At 63.2% G+C, this 18,447-nt stretch carries 21 protein-coding genes; 2 read left to right on the top strand and 19 right to left on the bottom strand.

What is annotated here, in order from left to right; translation table 11 throughout:
• Window positions 1–11: 11 nt before the first annotated feature.
• The 16 genes from QT386_RS11910 to QT386_RS11835 form a co-directional block, all read right to left on the bottom strand.
• Window positions 12–1,997 (bottom strand): conjugal transfer protein TraN, encoded by a 1,986-nt coding sequence (locus tag QT386_RS11910; RefSeq protein ID WP_289273989.1) that lies wholly within the window; start codon window positions 1,995–1,997, stop codon window positions 12–14.
• On the bottom strand, window positions 1,994–2,719 hold the full coding sequence (gene trbC / locus QT386_RS11905; RefSeq protein ID WP_289273988.1) for a type-F conjugative transfer system pilin assembly protein TrbC: 726 nt from the start codon (window positions 2,717–2,719) through the stop codon (window positions 1,994–1,996). The genes QT386_RS11910 and trbC overlap by 4 nt, the downstream gene beginning before the upstream one ends.
• Entirely contained in the window at window positions 2,704–3,693 is a 990-nt protein-coding gene (gene traU, locus QT386_RS11900; RefSeq protein ID WP_289273987.1) for a conjugal transfer pilus assembly protein TraU, read from the bottom strand. The genes trbC and traU overlap by 16 nt, the downstream gene beginning before the upstream one ends.
• Before the next feature lies 1 nt (window position 3,694).
• Window positions 3,695–4,243 carry a type-F conjugative transfer system protein TraW gene (gene traW, locus QT386_RS11895; protein ID WP_289273986.1) on the bottom strand — a complete coding sequence of 183 codons (549 nt, stop codon included), beginning with the start codon at window positions 4,241–4,243 and terminating at the stop codon, window positions 3,695–3,697.
• A gap of 28 nt (window positions 4,244–4,271) precedes the next feature.
• Window positions 4,272–4,790: a S26 family signal peptidase gene (locus tag QT386_RS11890; protein ID WP_289273985.1), complete on the bottom strand. Its 519-nt coding sequence runs from the start codon at window positions 4,788–4,790 to the stop codon at window positions 4,272–4,274.
• A complete protein-coding gene (locus tag QT386_RS11885; RefSeq protein ID WP_289273984.1) occupies window positions 4,787–5,137 on the bottom strand; it encodes a TrbI F-type domain-containing protein in 351 nt (116 codons plus the stop codon). Before QT386_RS11885 ends, QT386_RS11890 begins: the two co-directional genes overlap by 4 nt.
• Window positions 5,134–7,704 (bottom strand): type IV secretion system protein TraC, encoded by a 2,571-nt coding sequence (traC, locus tag QT386_RS11880; protein ID WP_289273983.1) that lies wholly within the window; start codon window positions 7,702–7,704, stop codon window positions 5,134–5,136. Before traC ends, QT386_RS11885 begins: the two co-directional genes overlap by 4 nt.
• Window positions 7,686–8,090 carry a TraV family lipoprotein gene (locus QT386_RS11875; RefSeq protein WP_289273982.1) on the bottom strand — a complete coding sequence of 135 codons (405 nt, stop codon included), beginning with the start codon at window positions 8,088–8,090 and terminating at the stop codon, window positions 7,686–7,688. The genes traC and QT386_RS11875 overlap by 19 nt, the downstream gene beginning before the upstream one ends.
• 6 nt (window positions 8,091–8,096) lie before the next feature.
• Window positions 8,097–9,332 carry a TraB/VirB10 family protein gene (locus QT386_RS11870; RefSeq protein WP_289273981.1) on the bottom strand — a complete coding sequence of 412 codons (1,236 nt, stop codon included), beginning with the start codon at window positions 9,330–9,332 and terminating at the stop codon, window positions 8,097–8,099.
• Window positions 9,329–10,066 carry a type-F conjugative transfer system secretin TraK gene (locus QT386_RS11865; RefSeq protein WP_289273980.1) on the bottom strand — a complete coding sequence of 246 codons (738 nt, stop codon included), beginning with the start codon at window positions 10,064–10,066 and terminating at the stop codon, window positions 9,329–9,331. Before QT386_RS11865 ends, QT386_RS11870 begins: the two co-directional genes overlap by 4 nt.
• Window positions 9,996–10,622 carry a type IV conjugative transfer system protein TraE gene (gene traE, locus QT386_RS11860; RefSeq protein WP_289273979.1) on the bottom strand — a complete coding sequence of 209 codons (627 nt, stop codon included), beginning with the start codon at window positions 10,620–10,622 and terminating at the stop codon, window positions 9,996–9,998. Before traE ends, QT386_RS11865 begins: the two co-directional genes overlap by 71 nt.
• A 3-nt stretch (window positions 10,623–10,625) precedes the next feature.
• Window positions 10,626–10,919, bottom strand: a complete 294-nt coding sequence (gene traL, locus QT386_RS11855) for a type IV conjugative transfer system protein TraL (protein ID WP_289273978.1) — start codon at window positions 10,917–10,919, stop codon at window positions 10,626–10,628.
• 78 nt (window positions 10,920–10,997) lie between these two features.
• A complete protein-coding gene (locus tag QT386_RS11850; RefSeq protein WP_289273977.1) occupies window positions 10,998–11,324 on the bottom strand; it encodes a hypothetical protein in 327 nt (108 codons plus the stop codon).
• Window positions 11,325–11,389: 65 nt separating this feature from the next.
• Window positions 11,390–11,722: a hypothetical protein gene (locus QT386_RS11845; RefSeq protein WP_289273976.1), complete on the bottom strand. Its 333-nt coding sequence runs from the start codon at window positions 11,720–11,722 to the stop codon at window positions 11,390–11,392.
• Window positions 11,723–11,727: 5 nt separating this feature from the next.
• A complete protein-coding gene (locus QT386_RS11840; protein ID WP_289273975.1) occupies window positions 11,728–12,591 on the bottom strand; it encodes a hypothetical protein in 864 nt (287 codons plus the stop codon).
• The gene (locus tag QT386_RS11835; RefSeq protein WP_289273974.1) at window positions 12,527–13,036 is read right to left on the bottom strand and encodes a lytic transglycosylase domain-containing protein; all 510 of its coding nucleotides are present in this window, start codon (window positions 13,034–13,036) and stop codon (window positions 12,527–12,529) included. The genes QT386_RS11840 and QT386_RS11835 overlap by 65 nt, the downstream gene beginning before the upstream one ends.
• A 338-nt stretch (window positions 13,037–13,374) precedes the next feature.
• Here QT386_RS11835 and QT386_RS11830 point away from each other — a divergent pair, with 338 nt between their 5' ends.
• On the top strand, window positions 13,375–13,890 hold the full coding sequence (locus QT386_RS11830; RefSeq protein ID WP_289273973.1) for a hypothetical protein: 516 nt from the start codon (window positions 13,375–13,377) through the stop codon (window positions 13,888–13,890).
• 38 nt (window positions 13,891–13,928) lie between these two features.
• Here QT386_RS11830 and QT386_RS11825 read toward each other — a convergent pair whose 3' ends face one another.
• The 3 genes from QT386_RS11825 to QT386_RS11815 all read right to left on the bottom strand — a co-directional run bounded on the left by QT386_RS11825 (window position 13,929) and on the right by QT386_RS11815 (window position 17,207).
• Complete coding sequence (locus QT386_RS11825) at window positions 13,929–15,161, bottom strand: three-Cys-motif partner protein TcmP (protein ID WP_289273972.1); 1,233 nt, start codon at window positions 15,159–15,161, stop codon at window positions 13,929–13,931.
• A gap of 82 nt (window positions 15,162–15,243) precedes the next feature.
• Window positions 15,244–16,413 carry a three-Cys-motif partner protein TcmP gene (gene tcmP / locus QT386_RS11820; protein WP_289273971.1) on the bottom strand — a complete coding sequence of 390 codons (1,170 nt, stop codon included), beginning with the start codon at window positions 16,411–16,413 and terminating at the stop codon, window positions 15,244–15,246.
• Window positions 16,414–16,427: 14 nt separating this feature from the next.
• A complete protein-coding gene (locus QT386_RS11815) occupies window positions 16,428–17,207 on the bottom strand; it encodes a phage Gp37/Gp68 family protein (RefSeq protein ID WP_289273970.1) in 780 nt (259 codons plus the stop codon).
• 200 nt (window positions 17,208–17,407) lie between these two features.
• Here QT386_RS11815 and lexA point away from each other — a divergent pair, with 200 nt between their 5' ends.
• Window positions 17,408–18,055, top strand: a complete 648-nt coding sequence (gene lexA / locus QT386_RS11810; RefSeq protein ID WP_289273969.1) for a transcriptional repressor LexA — start codon at window positions 17,408–17,410, stop codon at window positions 18,053–18,055.
• Window positions 18,056–18,447: the final 392 nt, after the last annotated feature.

The raw sequence follows: 18,447 nt of genomic DNA, 5'->3' as shown, positions 1-18,447 counted from the left end.
GTTCAGGGCTCCTACTGGCCCGAGGAGGGATTGGTGGACGAGCCGCTGCTGCCCATGCTGTTCACACGGGTGCGCAATCGGCTCTCGATGGAGGAATTGCCTTCGCGGTCCTGCATCGCGGACTGGGCCTGCGCCTGTGCGTCCGCGTAGAACTCGGAAAGGTCCATGCGCTCCCAGTCGAGGTTGGAAACCTCGTCAGGAGTCAGGGCACGGCAATCGGGAGACTTCGAGCTGCCCCAGCCCATCCCCATCTGCAGGCGACCCTGCTCCTGGATGATGCGGGTCAGCTTCGAGCTGAACATGCAGTAGGTTTTCCACTTCTTCTCATCGAGGGGTCCGCCTGTGGTGTGGCTACCCACGTAGTGCGTGCGACCGTTCTGCTTGGCCTGGCCGAGCTCGATCTCGGTCGTGTCGCACTGAGCCAGGCCCACGTCCTGGCCCCATCCGGAGTCCTTGCAGCAGTTGGAGAACCCGAACTGCGCCTCCGAACACCTCCGGCTTTCGCCCTTGAACATCGTGAAGTTGCTGGGATCGAAGTCGTCCTGCAGGATCTGCATCATCGACAGGTAGGTCGCCGACTGGGCGAGATCGCCGCTGGGCTGATAGGCCTTGTACTCCTCGGTGCAGTTGCCGCCCGGGCAGTAGAGTTCGTTCCCGCAGATCGTGGCCGATGACTGCCCCGGGCTGCCGGCCGGGCACTTGAAGTCTTGGCGATACTGTTGGCAGCGTCCCTGCGCGTCCGATCGCACGCATGTCGAGCGGATCTGCTCGCAGCCGCGGTTGCGCAGCTGGCTGCAGCCCGAGGCCTCCTTCGTCCGGTTCGTGCAGAGGTAGGTTTCCTTGTAGGCCCAGCAGCCGCGATAGGCACGCCGACCTTCGACGATGCGAGTCTCTGCCCCCTCGATGCAGACCGTGCTCTGCAGCTTGCAGTCGGTGCCCGACACATCCTGGGAGCAGCTGCTCGAATAGGTGTCCAGGGAATCGTCACTGCAGTCGGAGTACCGCGTCGCGCGAATCTTCACGTACCCGCGATGGCGGCCGTAGCCGCCGGCGTTGCCGGCGAGGATATTGACCGTGATTGTGTTGCGGCCGGCCCGGAGGTATGGCTTGAGGTTCACGTTGGTGGATTGCGTGCGCCAGCCGTCGCGACAAGCACCGAGGCCCTTGGTCGTGTCGTAGCGCACGCCGCCGTTCTCGATGCGCAGGACGTTGCCCCCGTGAGGGCCGTAGTACGCACCCACGCCATTGACCTGGACCTCCATCCAGGACTCCATGCCCGTGGCGAACAGCACGAACTGTTCGACCTCGCCCTGCCCCGCGATGTCGAAGCTGAAGGTGTAGGTCAGGATCGCGCAGCCGGAAGGCCCGTTGACGCGGTTCTGATCGCCGATCGTCAGCTCCGGCTTCTGGTAGCTCCAGGGTGCGTTCGTGCTCGCGGAGGCGAAATCCATCGCCAGGTCGCCCACCGGCGGCTGGCACCGCGCTACGCGCTTGCGGTTGCAGGTCGGATTCAGGTCGAGCGCATCGGCGCTGCAGGACGCTTCCTCGTGGGAAGGCGCATGGTTGTCGCTCGAAAGCGACTGGCATCCCGAGTACGAGGCGGTGAGCGCGGATCCGGCCGTCGCCGCGGCGTCCTCACGCTTCAGGATGCTGCCGGGCTGGCCGTCGTCCGACCGGAACGAGAATCTCGGCCGGGACTGCGCGCTGCGCTGGAGCTCGCTGCCCAACTGGTGCTCAGGCAGCTTCTGCCGCGCCTGGTCCTCGATCCCGCCGCCCGAGCTGTAGTAGTTCCGCTCGGGCACGTCGGAGCCCTGGTAGCCAGGGAACGAACTGGGGTCGATGTTGGTTCCCGCCTGGTTTGCGGCGGCCTGTCCGGCGTCGCCGGCGGCCTTGCCAGCCGCCAGTGCCTGGTCGCGCGTCATGTCGTCGCCCGAGGCGCTGACCGCCAGGAAGATGGTGAAGCCGGCCAGGGCCGGACGGAGAAGGCGTAGGTTCATGGCTTGCTCTCCAGGCGCTTGCGACGTTCCGCGGCAAGCTGGCGGGCACGCGGATCCTTGGCGCCGCGCACGATGGTGGACAGGAGGTAATCGAGGCTGGCTTCGCCGGCGACCTTGGCGTGCGCGGGCACCGCGCATCCGCCCTCGTCGCAGGCCTGCAGGGGCTCCAGCGGCAGGATCAGGGCCGGCACGCGCCCGACCTGGAAGCGCTCGAACAGCGTGGGATCAATGGCAAAGCTCGCGCCGGCCAGCGCCTGGTCCCGGCCCAGAAGACGGCGCATGGCGGCAGCGGTCTGGTCCATGGAGTCGTTGACCAGGCCCCGGAGTACCAGGGTCACGCCGGCGCCGGCGGCGTCGGCCACCAAGGCGCGCAGACTGGCCTGGGGAATGGAGAACGACACCAGCAGCACCGGCTGCAATTCCGGCCGGTCCCCAGGCGGCGGCAATGGGGCGCCAAGCCCCGCCAGAGGCCCCGTAGGCGTTTCTGGCCTCTCCGGCATGGCAATGCCGCCCCCTGAGCCTGTAACGAGCCCGGAAAGGCCCCTGCGCTGCGCTTCCAGCTGCTCCAGCAGGCCGGGGTCCCGGGCCAAGCGGTCAGCCTGGCGGACCGCAGCAGCGGCATCCTGGACAGCGGACGGGGCCGGCGTCGCCGGCTTAGCCGGCTCGGCGGCGCCAACCGGGGCGGTGGCCACCGCAAGGGCGACGGTCAGAACGCGCAGCACAGGCGCTTCCTCCAGACCAGGTACGTGAAGTCCTCGCCCTCATAGGGAAACTCCCTGCCCGCGGCCCAGATCGAGCTCGGCCGGCCGAACGGCATCCCCTTCTGGGTCTGCGGGATCGGGTACAGCATCTGGCTCTTGTACTGGTTCTTGCGCAGGATCGGCTGCGGGACGGCCTGGCACATCGCACCCGTGGTCGACGTGTCCATGCCCAGACCCTGCCGGTGCATCTTGAAGATCATCCGGTGGGTCAACAGCGTGCTGCTGTCCACGCCGCCGACGTGGTGCCCGGAGGTGCCGCTGATCGGGTACACGGAGCCCTGCGAACCGCTACACCAGAACAGCGCGTCGATGCCGAAGGACACCGAGGCGGCCGCCGTGTCCGCGATGCAGGCCGCCTGCGCGATCGGGTTGGCGAACAGCACCGCCTCGGGATTGATCAGGAACGCGAGCTCGTCGTCATCCCACAGCGGATCCAGCTCGGTCAGATAGGCAATGTCGAAGGAATCGCTGCTGGCACAGGCAGCCTGGGTAAAGGCCATGCCGATCCAGGACAGCAGCGGAAACGTGAACCAGTGCGCGTGGTAGAAGGCTTCCTTGGTGGACTCCCCCGCCCCCTGGGTGTTCGTGCCCGACGGCGCGCCGAGGCTTGCGAGCCTCGTGCCGAGCGTCGGCGAGCAATAGGGAGTACGGACGATCTCGGCCAGGCGCGCGGGCTCCCAGAAGCCGATCCCGACCCCGTAGCGGATGAAGAGGGGCGGCGGTGCCGGGCAGCTGCAGACGATCGGCGGCGTGGGGCCCGCGTCCTGCTGGCCTGCGGTCATCTTCGCCGGGCCGATCGACACCGGGAAGAGGCACTTCCAGCAGATATCGCTGATCAGGTTCGGGAACTTGCCGTGGCAGGGGCCGGCCGCCGCGGCGATGCCGGCGGATAGGAGCCAGGTGACGATCACGAGAAACAGTTGGGACAGTCGCACGTCATTTCCCCGGAGGAATTTCTTGGATGCGCAGCAGGCGGCCGTCCTGGGCGACGATCGCCGGGACGGCCTTGATGCCGAACTCCTGAACCAGCTTCCCTGTCTGGTCGAACCAGACGCGGCCACCGAGGATCTCCGTCGCCTGGCTGATGGAGCCCCCTGTGAGGATGACCTTGTGGCGATCACGGAAGACCGCGGCACGACGCCCGAGCCAGGCCAACTGCTCAGGGTCGTCGGCGTCGAGGAACACCAGCTTACGGCTCAGGGCCATCCGGTCCAGAGGATTCACCCGCGTCCCGGCGGGAATCAGTACCTTCCCAGACGCGTCCTTGATGTCGTAGGGAACGGACACGGCTGGATCGAGCGTCCAGCTACGCACCTGTGCGGCGCGGGCCAGGCCCAGCCTGGTGGGCCGGTCGGCATAGGCCTTGGCTCGCTTCTGCAGCGCGCCTTGCAGCTGCTCGATCTCTCCGGAGCGCTGCTTGACCGCAGCGCGCTCCTGCATGACCTGGACGAGGTCGCGCTCCTGGATGGGCCATGTCGGGCCCACAGCACCGAGATCCTCGGCGATGCTCGCGCTACAGCAAGCGAATAGCACGGCCAATGACGCGGCTTTGATGGATCCAGCCCACATCGGCGTACCTCGAATCGAAGGAGTCTGGATGGGGTGTCCAGACCCAGTAGTAACCGGGCGGAAGAACACCGACCGGGCCAACCTGCAGGGGAATGCCTTTCAGCGACTCCGGCTTGGCGTAGGCCAGCTCCTCACCGTTGACGAAGAACTTTCGCCCGCGCTCTTCGACCAGGTCGCCGGCGACGCCGCGGACCCGCTTCAGGAACCCCAGCCAGACCGGGAAGAAGCGATTCTTCGGGGGCTTGACCGCCACGTAGTCACCCTTCGCGGGTAACTCGCCGACGTGCACCAGATAGACGTAGCCAGGGAGGCTTTCGGAGGTGTTGAAGCTGAGTCGGTAGTACGGCCAGGCAATGGCCTGCAGCACAACCAGCAGCATGCTCACCAGGATCATCAGCGCCACGCGGCGGCGGCCGCGCAGCAGCTTGGCTCCCTCCGAGGCTGCTATCAGCACCAACGTCATGGCGGCGGCTCGGGACTGTTCAGCGACAGCGCAGCCCGCATCTCCGGCGTCACGTCGACCGCGCCTCGCACGACCGCCCCGCTCGCCAGGATGATCGCGCCGTGGCGCTGCGCCGCCTCGCCCAGGGCGGAGTCAAGACGCCTGGCGAAGGCCTCCGCTGCCTGCAGACGCTGCTCGGCGGTCGCCTCCTGCTTGGCCTGGGCCTGGATGTGCTCAGCCAGCAGCTGCTCGACCTGGACGGTGATGAACTGTGGCGGAGGCGAAATCAACCGCCCGCCGATGGCCACGATCAGGGCCACGAAGGCTGCGACCACCGCAGCAATGCCTGCCGTCTTGAAATCGTTCATCGTCTGGCGGTCCTTCTCACGAGCTCCTCAACAGCGTCGGCAATGGGGATGCCGCGCTTCTGTGCGTCCTGGATGAACTGGAACTCGTCGTCCTTGGTCGAGTAGAGCTTTTCGGAGAACGGATCCACGATGAACCGGCCCACGGACACGCCCTGCGGACCCTTGATGGCGATTTCCGAATACTTGCCCTGGACGGTGTCCACGGAGGCCAGAAGGTCACGGAGGGAGTTGTCCATGACGATGCGACCGCTGTTGGCCGCCGCCGCCAGGGATTCCGGCTTCTGTCGGAGTAGCAGCAGCCAGTCGGCGTTGTTCAACGCCGCGGTCGCCCCGTCGGACTTGTAGTAGTCGTCCACGCCCTGGGTGACCGACATGAACAGGCCACCGTACTTGCGCGCCGTGCGGTATCCGCGCTCGATGAACTGCACGGTCTGACGCCCGCTCATCATCTGCCAGGCCTCGTCGATGATGCAGAGCTTTCGCTGCGAGCGCGCAGAGCGATACATCTCTTCCGAAATGCGCAGCATCAGGCTGAGCAGCACGACGCTCTGCAGGTCCGGGCGCGCGCTGAGGTCATCCAGTTCCAGCACCACGAACGGGCTGGAAATGTCGACGTTCGCCCGCCCTTCGAAGAATCGGCCGTGTGAACCCTTGGCGGTGTACGGATACAGCTTGACCGCCAGTTCCTTCTGCTTGTCGTTGTTGCCGATCGCCAGCCGGCTCGCGACTGCCGAGATCGTGGCGTCGTTCTGGTACTTGTCCCAGGCCTCGACAATGGCCTGCTCCAGGTAGGACATCTCCGCCGAGTCCAGGGCGTCGATCGGCGACGCCATCTGGCCACAGAGCTGCTTCAGCATCGGCAGCTCTTCCTCCGCGAACTCCGCCGAGTTGATGTCGGTGAACGGATTGAGGTTGAGCCTGGAGCCCGAGGAGAACTCCAGGAAGGACTTGCTGGAGTCGTTGCTGAGGACCGCCGAGATGTTCTTGTAGCTCTTGCCGGCGTCGATCACCCAGGCCCGCCCGCCCGTGCCGAGGGTGGACGTGATGAACTCCTGCGTGACGAAGCTCTTGCCGGCGCCCGACGTGGCGGCGCAGGCGATGTTGAAATTGCCCTTCTTGTTGTCGAAGGGGTCGAAGAAGGTCAACTGGCCGCGGCGCCCGAAGAACATCAGCAGCGGCGACTCCGTACCCTTCCATTCGGCAACCGTAGGCGCCGTATTGATCGCCGACCAGGTCAGGAAGGTCTGCAGGCGGCCCAGGCGCTTCATCTCCGAAATGAAGCTGGGTGTCGCCATCATCGGCAGGGCGCTGCGGAACGAGGGCATCGTGGAGAAGCGATTGCGCTCCAGCATCCAGCCTTTCGAGTCGAACACCGCGCGAACGCGCTGTTCGCAATACTCTTCCTGGCCGTGGGGCGCGAACGCCACGATCTGGAAGTGGGAGCTCAGCAGCTTGTGACCTTGCTCGACCGAGTTGATGACGAAATCCCAGTCCCTCTTCCGGTCCTTCCAGGCCGGGACGATGCGCCCCATCGGCGAGTCGGTCATCTGGGTCGCGCGCAGACCCTTGACCTTGGCATTGCCGGCCGCCGAGGTCTGATCGCCGAACACGACGGTTTGCGTAAACAGCACCGGACAGGGCAATCGCAGCGTGTTGTTCAGCAGCGAGCCGATCAGTTCGCCCATGCCCCATCCGGGCCACTGCAGTGGGTACTGGCGCACGCTGAAGGGCATCAGCGTGGTCTGGCAGTCCTTGTAGACCGTGCTGACGGAGTCGCGCCCGACCAGGTAGAGGGTCTCGGCATCGACCACCTGGCGGGCCAGGAGCTCGTCTTCCTTGTAGCGGAGCTCCGCACGCTCTCCTGGGTGCGGATTGAGGATGCCGTCCATCAACCGGACGAAATCGTCCGGGGGCATCTCCCAGGCCTCCATGCCGGCACCCAGCAGGATGCCTTTGAAGGCCTCGCGGGTGCGGCGCAGGTATTCGATCTCCGAGGAGTCTGGGTGATCGCGATCCCCCGGCCGGGTCATGCAGATGAACATCCGCCAGTTGCGGATCAGGAAGGGTTGATCCGACAGCAACGATTCGAAGTTGCCGGAAGCCAGGTACTCGACGCGCTTCTTCGCCAGCGCCGAGATCATGTCCTGGCGGACAGTCGCCCTCCCCTCACGGGCCTGCTGCCACTGCCGCAGCTTGCCGTGGATGTTGGGATCGCCGTACATGATCGTCTGTACGGTCGTGTCCTCCTTCAGGCCCTGGGAGAACAGGCCGGCGAGAACGCGCAGCTTGGATTCCTCCAGGCCGGTGGCCGGCGCGACCTCGAGCAGAAACGACATGCCGTCGCCGTTCCAGTAGACCTGGCTCTCGGGGTCGTAGCTCTCGTAAGGCAGAAAGCCGTCTATCCGATGAAGGTCCACCAGCCGACGCAGCTCGTCCATGGAAGGCGGAAGCACGCCTTGCGCGTACACCGCGCCTGGCGGCTCCTCGTTGAGCAGCGTATTAAGGGTGCGGCGGCCCCAGGCCCGCACCCGTTCGGACAGCGGCTGGTTTACTTTCCGATGGTCCATTCGCCGTCATCCAAGCGCAGGTACACGTAGCCGCCGGCGTTGAGATCGCCGTCCTTGTCCTGCCAGGGCATCACCAGGGCGCGCAGGATCCTGGGCCGGGACAGGATGGCGGCACCGGGCCCTGGCGAAGCCAGCACCGGCCGCGGTGCGGAAACTTGCGGCGTGGGCGGCGCCGGCGGGGCCGGTGCCCGCTCCGAGCGGTTGGTGCCGGCGATGCGCATGGGAGGATCGTCTTTGGCTGCTACTTCCGACACACTCCTGCAGCGGGAATTGGTTTCCGGCACGCCACACGCGTACTTGGGCTCGCTGGCACAACCGACCATCAAAGAGAGCATCGCGGCGCACGAGAACACCAGGGCGGCGCGCAGATAGACCTTCTCGTTCATTTTCTCCTACTCCTCCAGGGCGAGCGCAGCGCGCTCGAAGGCATCGCCGAGCGCGACGCCTTCGGTAATCACGATGTCGACGGTGCGGCCCGCACCAATCTCGATGACGGGGAACAGTTCCTCGGCGCGCGCGATGTAGAAGTCCGCGATCTTTTCCAGCGCCGTTGCGGCGCCTTGCGCGAGTCCCTGTTTGCCAATGTCCTTGGGGTCCACCGTCTGGACGGCGCCAAGCGGATTGGTGGACACCTGCGTGTAAGCCTGCGAAATGCTGGTACCCAGACCGCTGGCCAGGCCCGCCAGGGCGGCCTTGCCGATCATCTGGCCCTGCTTGCTGACGACATCGCCTCTCAGGCCAGTCTTGCCGTCCTCGCCGGCAACGTAGCCCTTGACCGAGACCTCCACGATCTCGTCATCGGGGGTGACGCAAGTCAGGGTTTCCAGGCGGATGTACGCACGCTCTGCCGAGAGGTCACCGTAGGCGGCGCCGACGATCCTGCACTCGCGCACATTGCTCCTGAAGTCATTGGGGAGCGAGCCGCGGTCCTTGATGACGATGAAGACCGGCGTGGGCTGGGTCCGCGCCAGCGCGCCGGTGGGTGCATCCATGCCCGACAGCAGCTTGACCTTGGCGAAGCTGCCGGCCGGCAGATAGTTCTTCGACGTGCGCTTCGGCACCCCGGCCGCCTTGCCCGGCTCCGAAATCTCGGGCTCGGACAGGTCGATCACCTGGATGCCAGGTTGCCGCACCGGCTGGCCATCCGGGCCTACCTGCCCCGGCGACATCGCGCCCGGCTGCGCGCGCGAACCGATCGACGACGGCGGCGGAGGCGGCGGCGGAAGATTCTCCCGGGTGCTGGGAACAGCTGTCGAGGAGAAGTTCTGGGGGAAGCTCGATGGCGGCGGCGGCGCGGAGCCGGCGTTGCTCTCACGATCTTCCGCCTCCTTGAGCCGGCGCTGCATGTCCTCGTACTGGGTCTGCAGCTGCTTGAGGTCCGCCTCTGACTTGGTGACCCACACTTCCTGGTCGGTGCGTCCCGACGCCGGCGTCTTGAAGCTCTTGGTGACGTCCGGGGGCGGCTTGTTCATCGGGTTCTGCGCCGCGCCGCCGTTCTTGCGGTTCGGGTCGGACATGTAAAGCCCGCCGATCAGCAGCGCCAGGAAGCCCGCCAGGCCGAAAAGCACGATCGCCATCTGCTTGCGCTTGACCGCACTTTTGCCCTTGATCTCAGGCAGGCTGCTCATCGCGCAACCCCGCGCCGCAGGATCAGGACTTCGGTGGAGTCACCCGGGCGAACTTCATGCTCGGTGATGGCCATGGCCACCACGTCGGCATAGAAGTCCTTGAACTCCTCTTCGGAGAACCTCAGATCCTCATTGCCGGCATTGCGGATGCTCCAGATTTCTCCGACGAGCTCTCCGGTCCAGCGTTCCTTGATCCGAACCTCCGTTTCCCGCCAAACCGGCACCGGCTGGTCCAGTTCCTCTGACTGATAGCCATGCGGCAGTTTTCGCAGGGCCAGTGCCTTCATCAGCGCCTTGACGCGGCGGATGTGCGGCTCTGTAGGCCCGGAGGATTCCAGGCGCGCCGCTGGCGGTGCCGAACCGCCGCCGGTGCTGCGCAGCTGGATTGACTGCGACGGAAGATCGGCGGCCGTCGCGATGAGCGTGAACGTAGCCCCGCGATCGTCGCGTGCGAAGAAGCTGAAGGCCTGGCCCGGCATGACGTTCAGCGGCTTGATGAAGATCTCGCCGGCCTTCTTGTCGTCCTGGATCTCCATCGTTCCGGGCACCGCCCAGACCTTGGACAGGCGGCCACCGCCCGCCATGCTAATGCGCGTCAGTTCCCGCGCCGAGACGGTGATCGTCGCGCTGCCGCCGTCCCGGACGGCGATCTCCTGGTTCGCCTCAACCGGGAGGGCTGCCAGCAGCGGAATCGCCAGCAGGCACGCCTTGATCGTTGAACGGATCCGCTTCATTGAAAACCTCTTCGAAATTGGCCACGTAGAGGCGGCCGTTGGTGTACTTGAAGGAGACGACGAAGATGGCGCGGCGCTTGCCGGTGGTCTTTTCGCCGACCATCGAGATCAGGTCGCCGGTGATGGCCACCTTCTTCTCCGGCTTCTGCCGGATGCGCACGTCGACGGGATAGAACACGGACGCGAGGTTGCTGTGGACGATGCGGTCCGCTTCGGTGGTCAGCTTCACCTTGAGCGCGCCGTAGGCCGCCGGATCGACGTGGCGGAGGAAGACCTCTACCCGCCCGGCGATGTTGTCCATGCTGTAGGTCAGCGCCTGGTCGGCGAAGAACAGCGCCATCTGCTCCAGGTACTCGGGCGAAACCTCGTCGCCATGCACCCAGAACGCCTTGTCCACGACCGGCGGAGTGACGATGGTCTTCTCGGCCGTGCTGGTGTTCAGCATCTTGCAGGACAGCATCAGGTTGGAGACGATCGACGCGATCGCGACCAGCATCCAGAGCTTCCGGCCACCAAGCGCCATGGCCAGCTTTGATGAGTATTTCTCTTGCAGCATGGGTCAGCCTCCGATGTACTCGCGCACGTCGCTCGGAGTGCGTGTGGTGATCCACCAATCGGAGGGCACGTACCAGAAGAGCACGCGAAACAGCAGGCCTCGCCCGCCCTGCTCCTTCATGCGCGCATAGCCGCGCGCAAACAGGTAGCCGACCAGCGCTCCCAGGAGAAACGTCATCGCGCCCATGACAGCGCCGAGAATCGCCCAGATCAGGAAGAGGGCGGCCTCATCGAAGTTCCAGAGGAAGAACAGCGGCGGATCATCGAGAGTCCGCGGAATGAAATAGGGCTCGGACATCAGCGCACCAGGGCGGAGAGTGAAAAGCCGCAGCACCTGGCCCGAATGCAGAATGGGCCAGGCGCCGCGGAATGGCGGTCAGACGACAGCCGACGAGAAGATCGAGTTGACGATCGCCGGGCCCAGGGCGCCGAAGATCGCCAGGACGATGCCGATGGCTGCCGGCAATGCCTTGCCCGTGGCAGCACCCATGCCGAGGCCGATGATGCCGCCCGTCAGGGCAATGCCGCGGCCCAGGTAGCCGGTAGCGGCCTGGAAGATGAAGTTGTAGAACGTCAGGAATGCGCCGCCGGTGGTCGCGGCATCCGCTGCCATCGGCAGCATCAGCGCGGCGCTCAGTGCGAGCATGAGATTGCGCTTCTGCCGCAAATCCATACCCTCGTATTGGATGGCCAGTGTCTTCATGTGCTTCTCCTTGAGTGGAGAGCGTCTGCCCGCGCCAGGCGATCACCTGGCGCGGGCTGGATCGCTTAGATGATTGCCGAGGCGAAGATCGAGTTGACGATCGCCGGGCCCAGGGCGCCGAAGATCGCCAGGACGATGCCGATAGCGGCCGGCAGTGCCTTGCCGGTCGCCGCGCCCATACCCAGGCCGATCACACCGCCCGTCAGCGCGATGCCACGACCGAGGTAGCCGGTCGCCGCGTCGTTGATGAACGTGTAGAAGGTCTGGAAGGCGGCGCCGGTGGTACCGGCGTCGGCGACCGGGATCAGCGCGAGCATCAGGGCCGCCGCGAAGATGGCGTTCTTGATGCGGTTGTGGGCGGCGGCCTGGTCGGCCGGGAGGGTCTGAACGAGTTCCATGGGGACTACTCCTGAATCAAAGTGGATGGCTGAAGCGAACGCGCGGGTGAGGTGGACGTGTCGGAATCGGCCGCGCGCTCTTCGGCCAACGTCCCTCGACTCCCGTAGGCGGCGGGAGCCGGTTGTTCTGGTTCGGTAACGAAACCGGCGAACGCGGTGACGGTGACGGTGACCGTCTTGCCGTCTTCCTGCGCATCCGGTGGCTTCGTGGGCACAAACGTCGAGCTCAGCCGAAACACCGGAACTCCGTAGGCGCGCAACGCCTGGTGGACGGCTCCCAGGCGGCGCTCTGCCGTCGTCTCACCGATCGGTCCGGAGATCCGCAGGGCGTAGCGGATCGGCACGTCGTCAAATCTCTGGATCCAGGCATAGAGGGCCTGGATCGCCGTGGGCGACATGCGGGTAGAGTCTTTCGAGAACTGCACCTGGTAGGTCCGCTCGTCCGCAGCAGCGGCCTCGGTAGCGGCGCCGAAGCGCAGTGCGGCCGGCTCCAAGGGCGGCGTCGATGCCGCCGCCTCATCAGGCTCGGCGCCAGCGCGCTGGCGGGCGTCGGCAGCCGCCAGGTAGGAATCCAGTGCCTCTCGTGAGAACTCCGGCGGAGGCAGCGGTGCCGTCGGCGCCGGCGGCACCGGCCGGACAATCTGGGTCAGCGATTCGATCCGCGTCTTCGGGGTTGCCGAAGGGCAGACGCCGGGCCCGCACAGCACAAAACTGGCGCGCAGTCCGTCGAGCTCGGACCAATCCGTGATCTGGACGACCCGTACCGGCTCGGGCCGGTAGGCGGCCTTGGCTGGCAACAGAGGCTCAGGGGTCGCGCAGCCGCTCAGGGAGACGGTTAAGATGATGGTTAACGCGGCGCGCATAGTCATTGCGTCGCGCCTCGACCTTCGGATTCTTGCTGGTGCCGGCGTTGTAGGTGCCTACCGCCTTCCAGTTGTACCCATACTGGTGGATGTTCTGAGCCAGGATCCACGCCCCGGTGTAGATCGACACGCAGGCGTCCCAGAGATCCTCCGGCCGAATCCCGAACGCCTGCAGGCGCTCCCACCAGCTCTGATTGATCTGCAACAGCCCGATGTCCCAGGTCCCGTTGGTGTTGCGGTTCTTGGCCAGCGGATTCAAAGAGCTCTCCTGGATCGCTATCGCCTTGAGCAGCACTGGCGATATGCCGTAGAACTCCCCGGCACCCTGAAAGCAGTCGTCCCAAACGGTAGACGGCTGCGCGGCCGTCGCCGGCGTCAGCCAGGCGCAGGCAAGCAGCACCGCGGACTTGATGACCGTTCCCCTGAACATTGACCACGCAATCACCCCCATGAGGCGGCCAGTTTGGGAACCCCTCTCACCCCCCGGAAGCGAAAAACACGACAAACGCCTGCATGATTTCCTTGTGGCGTCCAAGTGCCGGCCTCGGGCACAAAAAAGCCCCGGGATGGGAACCCGGGGCCCAAAAGCCCACACACTGGGCAGGGAGGGCGGACTTGGGGGCAAGCCCGCTGGATTCGCTTGGAGGAAACCGAACCCGAAGCCAGTGTCTCCAACCGTGCCCGATGACAGAAGCGGAAAACACGCCACTCGGCGGGTTTATTTCTGGATGTGGAGAAGGCCTCACCCGCGCAGGATGCAGGCCTTAGTCACGCACAGGATTCGACGCCATGGGAAAGCCCGCGATTGCCCCTCATCCCCTCGCCCCTCACCGCTATCTAGCCATTCATGAAGGCCTGGGAACCTTGATCGGACTGCAGGATGGCGTTCCCGCTTGGTCCGCTGGAAATCCTCCGATCCCGGCGGCGATTACTTTCGGATCGACACTGGAGATCGCGCTGCTCGCGCGCGCGATCGGCGACGAGCTCCAGCCCGTCCCCGTCAGGGCCTCCCGCCTGGTGCTGGCGACGCCGGCGGACTGCCAGGGCGCCAAGGCTCCATTCTGGAATCCGGGACGAGCGGCCCTGGACTGGATCTGCATCGCCTGCGGCTGTACCGACAGCATGGGCTGCGAGACCGAAGAGGGGCCCTGCAGCTGGCATAGCTGCAACGACACCTACAAGCTAGGACTTTGCAGCGCCTGCATGGCGCACCTCGATGCCTGGAACGAACTGCAGGCCTCACTCAGCCAAGCGACGCAGGCGCTCCGACCAGCAGAGCGATCGACGGCAACGGACACAAGGTAGACGATCGTTCTTGTCCGTCGACGTACCTTGAGGCCTTCCTAGAAGCCAAACACAAAACTTTTCTGCGACTTCAGCTTCAGCGTGTCCCCGATGTCGATTGCGTGTGGTTCACGGCGCCGCCCCCCGTTGGGAGTGATTACCTCGATGTCCGTGCATTCGATGATGCTCCGGTGTATGTCGTCGCTGTGAGCAGGAGTTTCGTTGTAAGCCGCGGTGTAGAACTCTTCGACTGAAAGTGAATCGCCTGACTCCGCAATAAATCGAGGAATGTCCTCATTTAATGAATCAATCGCTTTCTGACGCGAGCTGCCATCGAAGAGGTAGAGCTGGCCTGAACCTGCGAGAGGATCGTAGGCCAGCATTCGAAGGCCAGACTTGCCGAAGTGCGCTTGCGACAAACCGTCCGAATGGAGCACATCGTTATAAACCTGCCGGGCGCGATACGACGTGGCGAAATGCATCAACCAGTAATGCCAGCCGTTCGGATTCGTGATAGAGAAAGGGCTGACAAATGAAGCGCACTCGCGGAGATGCTCAAAAATGATCTTTTCGCAAACACCAAGCCAGTTGCTTTTAGTCAGGAGTTGTTGATCGGCCTTGATCGCATCGATCCTGGCTTGGACTTCGGCCTCCAAAGGCACTCGGGACTTTTCTTTGTCAGGCGATAGGTAGGCCAAGATTGTGCTAATCATGAAAGTGAGCAGCACCTCTGCACGCTTCCAAGACGCCATAATGTCTCGAATCAACTGGGACGTTACGAACTTGTATCCGCACTGATCCAGATTAAAGAAGACGTTGCTGCAACCTGCGCTATTGATCCTGGCTTTAATGACCGGGTAGATCGTCTCAAATGCGTCGTTGTGGTACTCGATCACCAATCGCAGGTTCGTCGCCTCGACTTTGGCCGAAGCTTCCAGAGGCGCGAGGTTCTCCTTCAAAACCTCCACAACGGATCGATCGATGTCGTTCAAGATCAGGAGACACTCGATCTGGATGGGCTTCATCGCATTTGCGGCCCGACGTGTGTTGATCTCGTTCGTTGTCTTGATCAAGGTATCGACGAAGATGAGCGGCGATCCATACGAACCGCAGGCATAGCGGCCACCACCCGCGAAGCCATCCACGATTGCAAGCCGGAACCTCTCCTGCTGCGGAAGCTGGCAACGAACGATCAAGTACTGGCGAAAATACTGACTGAGTACGTCGTGCTTCTTTTTAGTGTGATCTTCCAGTACCGCGCCTTCGACGAATCGGTACGGCTTTGCTGTCATGGATAAATCCCCCTTGCAAGTCAGTTCATCCGCGCACTGACTTTTCTCCTTAGCGATTACCTCATTCGTGAATCTTTGCGCATCAGACAACCCTCCGTAGGCGCTCATTCTCATCGAAATGAACGGGGCGACTACGTCGAGGCCCTCTGGCATCGAGATTTTCAACCAAGCCTTCAGCAATAAGTTCCGAGAAAGCCCGTTGGATGTCCGAAACCAGCCAACCGGTATCGCGGAGGGCGTCGGCCAAGCAAGCTTCATCGCAGACCAGGTTGCCGCTCTGCATTTTTGCTAGCCAGTAAGACTTCACGTCTTGAATGCTAACGCCACCATGGACCGCCGCACTCGCCTCCTCTTCGGCCGTGAACAGCCCTGATTGCAGCGTTTGGTTCCTTTTTGTCTGTATGCGAACCACGCGCTGCAAATATTCCGCCTTCTCTGAAGCCTTAGCGAACTCGACGATACCCTTAGGGTGCCGCGTCAGGTATACCAAGTGATACAGAACCCTGTCAGCTTGCGGTTTTAAAATCGCGGCGTTATACGACCGAGGACTGTTTGAGCCGGTGCCACCCATTGCGTTCTCTAGAGACGCGCGATACTTCTCGACAACGAACCGGCCCCTAGCCGCTGTTTCCAAGTGTGCCAAGCTGGCTGACTCTTCATCAGTGAGCTTTCCAAGAACCAGCTCGACCTTCTCTCTGAAAGCCTTCATCCCCAGCGCTCGGTTGAGGAAGTCGTACATAAGATTGATGAGAAACTCTGAGCGCGGACGTCGAAGAAGTGGGGCCAGATCTTCGATCCTAATCTCGGACCATCCCTTGGGATCAATGAAGAAAAATGCAAATCCGCCCCCGCAGATGCGCATCACTTCATCCATTCGGGTTCGGTAGTCGCCTTCCAGCGCAACACTCCGGATGCCTTGAGGCGTGTGGGCAGCCAGGTACTCGGAAAGCCTGGCGTACGCGCCGGGAGATTTCTCGATGTAAATCGCTTGAAAATCGATTGGCGGAACATTGGGAAGCTTTCGCAGCGCTTCCCGCACACCTCGAATGATTTCCAGGGAGATCGCGATCGACGTGCCCTTCAGGTCTGTGCCTTTCGGCCCCCAAGGCCCAGCGAAGCAGTCGACATAGGTGATCCTGGTCGCTTGCTTGCTCACGCCGATGATCGAGAGAACGACTTCGAGGTAACTCTTCAACAGGTTATGTTTGACGAGCGCTTGTTCGCGACCAACATAGTCCTCATCGATGTCCACCGGAAAATCCTTCTTCAGCCAGGCATTCCGAGAGTTGGCATCTCATCCCAGACCTGTCCGCGATATACGCGGCCGTTAGCTTTCTTTGAGCGCTTTTGATTGTCGCCACCCCAAGCGCCCCATTGCTTGAAAAAGAACGCAGTTTCGAAGCGGTCGCACTGGGCGTGAATCTCGTCGATCCACTCTTCCTTAATGGGACGAGCTTTCAGGCCGCTCTCGCCGCCGACAATGGCCCAATGGATGCCCTTCAGATTGACGCGGCCAACCGGCCCGATCAGTGGCTCGAAGGAGACAAAACGAATCGCAGCTGGCGTGCGCCGCAGCTCGTCGATGCGGTAGGTCGTTTCGGCATTTTCCACGCTGGTGCCCAACCAAACGTTCGGCAGCACTGCAATCCTGCGGCTCCGCACGAGCTGGCTCATCCGCTCCGGCCGCTTGGTGAGAATCTGATAGTGATGCTGAGGGGTCTGTCTCATAACCTCCCAGACTGCCACAATGAACTTCTCGCTGACATCGACATGGAAGAGGTCGCTCATCGAGTTCACGAAAATCTTCCGTGGCTTGCGCCAGGAAAGCGGAATCTGAAGCGCTTCAGGATCCTCCCGAACAATACCGTTCCAGGTCACATTGCGACCGGTCTTCTTGGTGAGGCCGGCATATTTCTCGACGCCCATTGCCTCCAGTCGTCGAGCCATCTTCATCGCGTAGCAGTTCTTGCACCCTGCGCTCGCGAGTGTGCACCCGGCGACCGGATTCCAGGTGGCGTCGGTCCACTCGATCTGAGACTCCGCCATGTCGTTTCCCCAAGTAAAACAGCCTTGTAGTTTCGGCATCTATACCAACGCCGAGGCGGCGTGTCGACAGAAACCGGCCCAGCCGCAAGCCCTACTGCTCACTGAGATCACGGCACCCTGGTGGCAAGACGCGCTGACACTTGAACGCCTCCGCTCGGTAGGGTATATATAAGTATACCCCCAAATTTGAATCGCTGTCGATGGCCGACCTCCCTCCGCGGCAAGCTGCTGTTCTGGAGTTCCTAAGGGACTATCAGGCTTCCGAAGGCAGAAGCCCGACGATCTACGAGATTGCAGAACATTTCCGCTTTACTCCGGCCAATGCCGCGAAGCTGCTCGGTAAACTCGCAGCGCGCGGCGAGCTGTCGAGGCAGCCTGGGAGCCGGCGTTCGATTCGGCTAACCTCGCAGGTCGCCGCGAAGTCGATGCAGGTGCCGCTTATCGGCCGCATCGCGGCGGGCGCCCCGGTCACGTCTGGAGAGCATGTAGCTGACTACATCGACGTGTCGCCGAAGCTGTTCGATCCGCCGGCAGACCTATTGTTCCGGGTGTCCGGCGAGTCGATGATCAATGCCGGTATCCATGACGGCGACCTGGTCGGCATCCACCTGCAGGACTCCGTTCAGAACGGACAGATCGTGGCCGCCGTCATCACCCACGCAAAGACCAACGATCCGGAGCTTACGCTCAAGACTCTACGGCGTAGTGGAGGCAGGATCTCACTGCTCTCTGAAAACGATGACCAGCAGCGGTTCGCGCCGATGACATTCATGGGCAACCGAGATGCCATCCAGCTTATAGGAGTCTATTGCGGCCTGGTGCGGGCGCGGGCACTGGGGCAACGCTGAGAAGCTTGCCCCTGCTGGTTGGGCCATTGCGAGCATGTTCTGTGAAACCTAGGTAGCCGAGAAGGCATTCAACTGCCTCTTCAAAACAGACGCAAAAGAGGCCGGCTCTTTCGAGGCTGCCCTGAACTAGGCCGCCAGCAACCGCTGCGCCAATGCCGCCTCGATGGAGTCCCCGTACTAATTCAACCCATCAACGCCGGTGTCGGGCATGTCGCCCGATGTGGACTGACTACATGCGCGCTTCTGCTCTACCAGCCAGACATGCTGCCAGGCGCCCGAAGCAATTGCAGAGCTGGCTCCAACTTCCAACTAAACCCTACGCTACAGGGATGGCCCCTCATATGACACCCGAATCAGGTGTCTCTTTCCTGAGCCACTTGACCGTAGTGCGG

It is taken from the genome of Solimonas sp. SE-A11 (assembly GCF_030345715.1).
Lineage (GTDB): Bacteria > Pseudomonadota > Gammaproteobacteria > Nevskiales > Nevskiaceae > Solimonas_A.
Note: the sequence above shows the minus strand (reverse complement) of the source record. Positions and strands in the feature narration are given on the sequence as shown.

What these genes read in the sequence shown, in the direction of transcription:
- traE (WP_289273979.1), bottom strand. Translation starts at nt 10,622, where the DNA reads ATGCTGCAAGAGAAATACTCATCAAAGCTGGCCATGGCGCTTGGTGGC.
- traC (WP_289273983.1), bottom strand. Translation starts at nt 7,704, where the DNA reads ATGGACCATCGGAAAGTAAACCAGCCGCTGTCCGAACGGGTGCGGGCC.
- QT386_RS11890 (WP_289273985.1), bottom strand. Translation starts at nt 4,790, where the DNA reads ATGACGTTGGTGCTGATAGCAGCCTCGGAGGGAGCCAAGCTGCTGCGC.
- QT386_RS11870 (WP_289273981.1), bottom strand. Translation starts at nt 9,332, where the DNA reads ATGAGCAGCCTGCCTGAGATCAAGGGCAAAAGTGCGGTCAAGCGCAAG.
- traL (WP_289273978.1), bottom strand. Translation starts at nt 10,919, where the DNA reads ATGTCCGAGCCCTATTTCATTCCGCGGACTCTCGATGATCCGCCGCTG.
- QT386_RS11825 (WP_289273972.1), bottom strand. Translation starts at nt 15,161, where the DNA reads ATGACAGCAAAGCCGTACCGATTCGTCGAAGGCGCGGTACTGGAAGAT.
- QT386_RS11865 (WP_289273980.1), bottom strand. Translation starts at nt 10,066, where the DNA reads ATGAAGCGGATCCGTTCAACGATCAAGGCGTGCCTGCTGGCGATTCCG.
- QT386_RS11830 (WP_289273973.1), top strand. Translation starts at nt 13,375, where the DNA reads ATGGGAAAGCCCGCGATTGCCCCTCATCCCCTCGCCCCTCACCGCTAT.
- QT386_RS11815 (WP_289273970.1), bottom strand. Translation starts at nt 17,207, where the DNA reads ATGGCGGAGTCTCAGATCGAGTGGACCGACGCCACCTGGAATCCGGTC.
- QT386_RS11835 (WP_289273974.1), bottom strand. Translation starts at nt 13,036, where the DNA reads ATGGGGGTGATTGCGTGGTCAATGTTCAGGGGAACGGTCATCAAGTCC.
- lexA (WP_289273969.1), top strand. Translation starts at nt 17,408, where the DNA reads ATGGCCGACCTCCCTCCGCGGCAAGCTGCTGTTCTGGAGTTCCTAAGG.
- QT386_RS11845 (WP_289273976.1), bottom strand. Translation starts at nt 11,722, where the DNA reads ATGGAACTCGTTCAGACCCTCCCGGCCGACCAGGCCGCCGCCCACAAC.
- QT386_RS11875 (WP_289273982.1), bottom strand. Translation starts at nt 8,090, where the DNA reads ATGAACGAGAAGGTCTATCTGCGCGCCGCCCTGGTGTTCTCGTGCGCC.
- QT386_RS11910 (WP_289273989.1), bottom strand. Translation starts at nt 1,997, where the DNA reads ATGAACCTACGCCTTCTCCGTCCGGCCCTGGCCGGCTTCACCATCTTC.
- QT386_RS11885 (WP_289273984.1), bottom strand. Translation starts at nt 5,137, where the DNA reads ATGAACGATTTCAAGACGGCAGGCATTGCTGCGGTGGTCGCAGCCTTC.
- QT386_RS11850 (WP_289273977.1), bottom strand. Translation starts at nt 11,324, where the DNA reads ATGAAGACACTGGCCATCCAATACGAGGGTATGGATTTGCGGCAGAAG.
- QT386_RS11840 (WP_289273975.1), bottom strand. Translation starts at nt 12,591, where the DNA reads ATGACTATGCGCGCCGCGTTAACCATCATCTTAACCGTCTCCCTGAGC.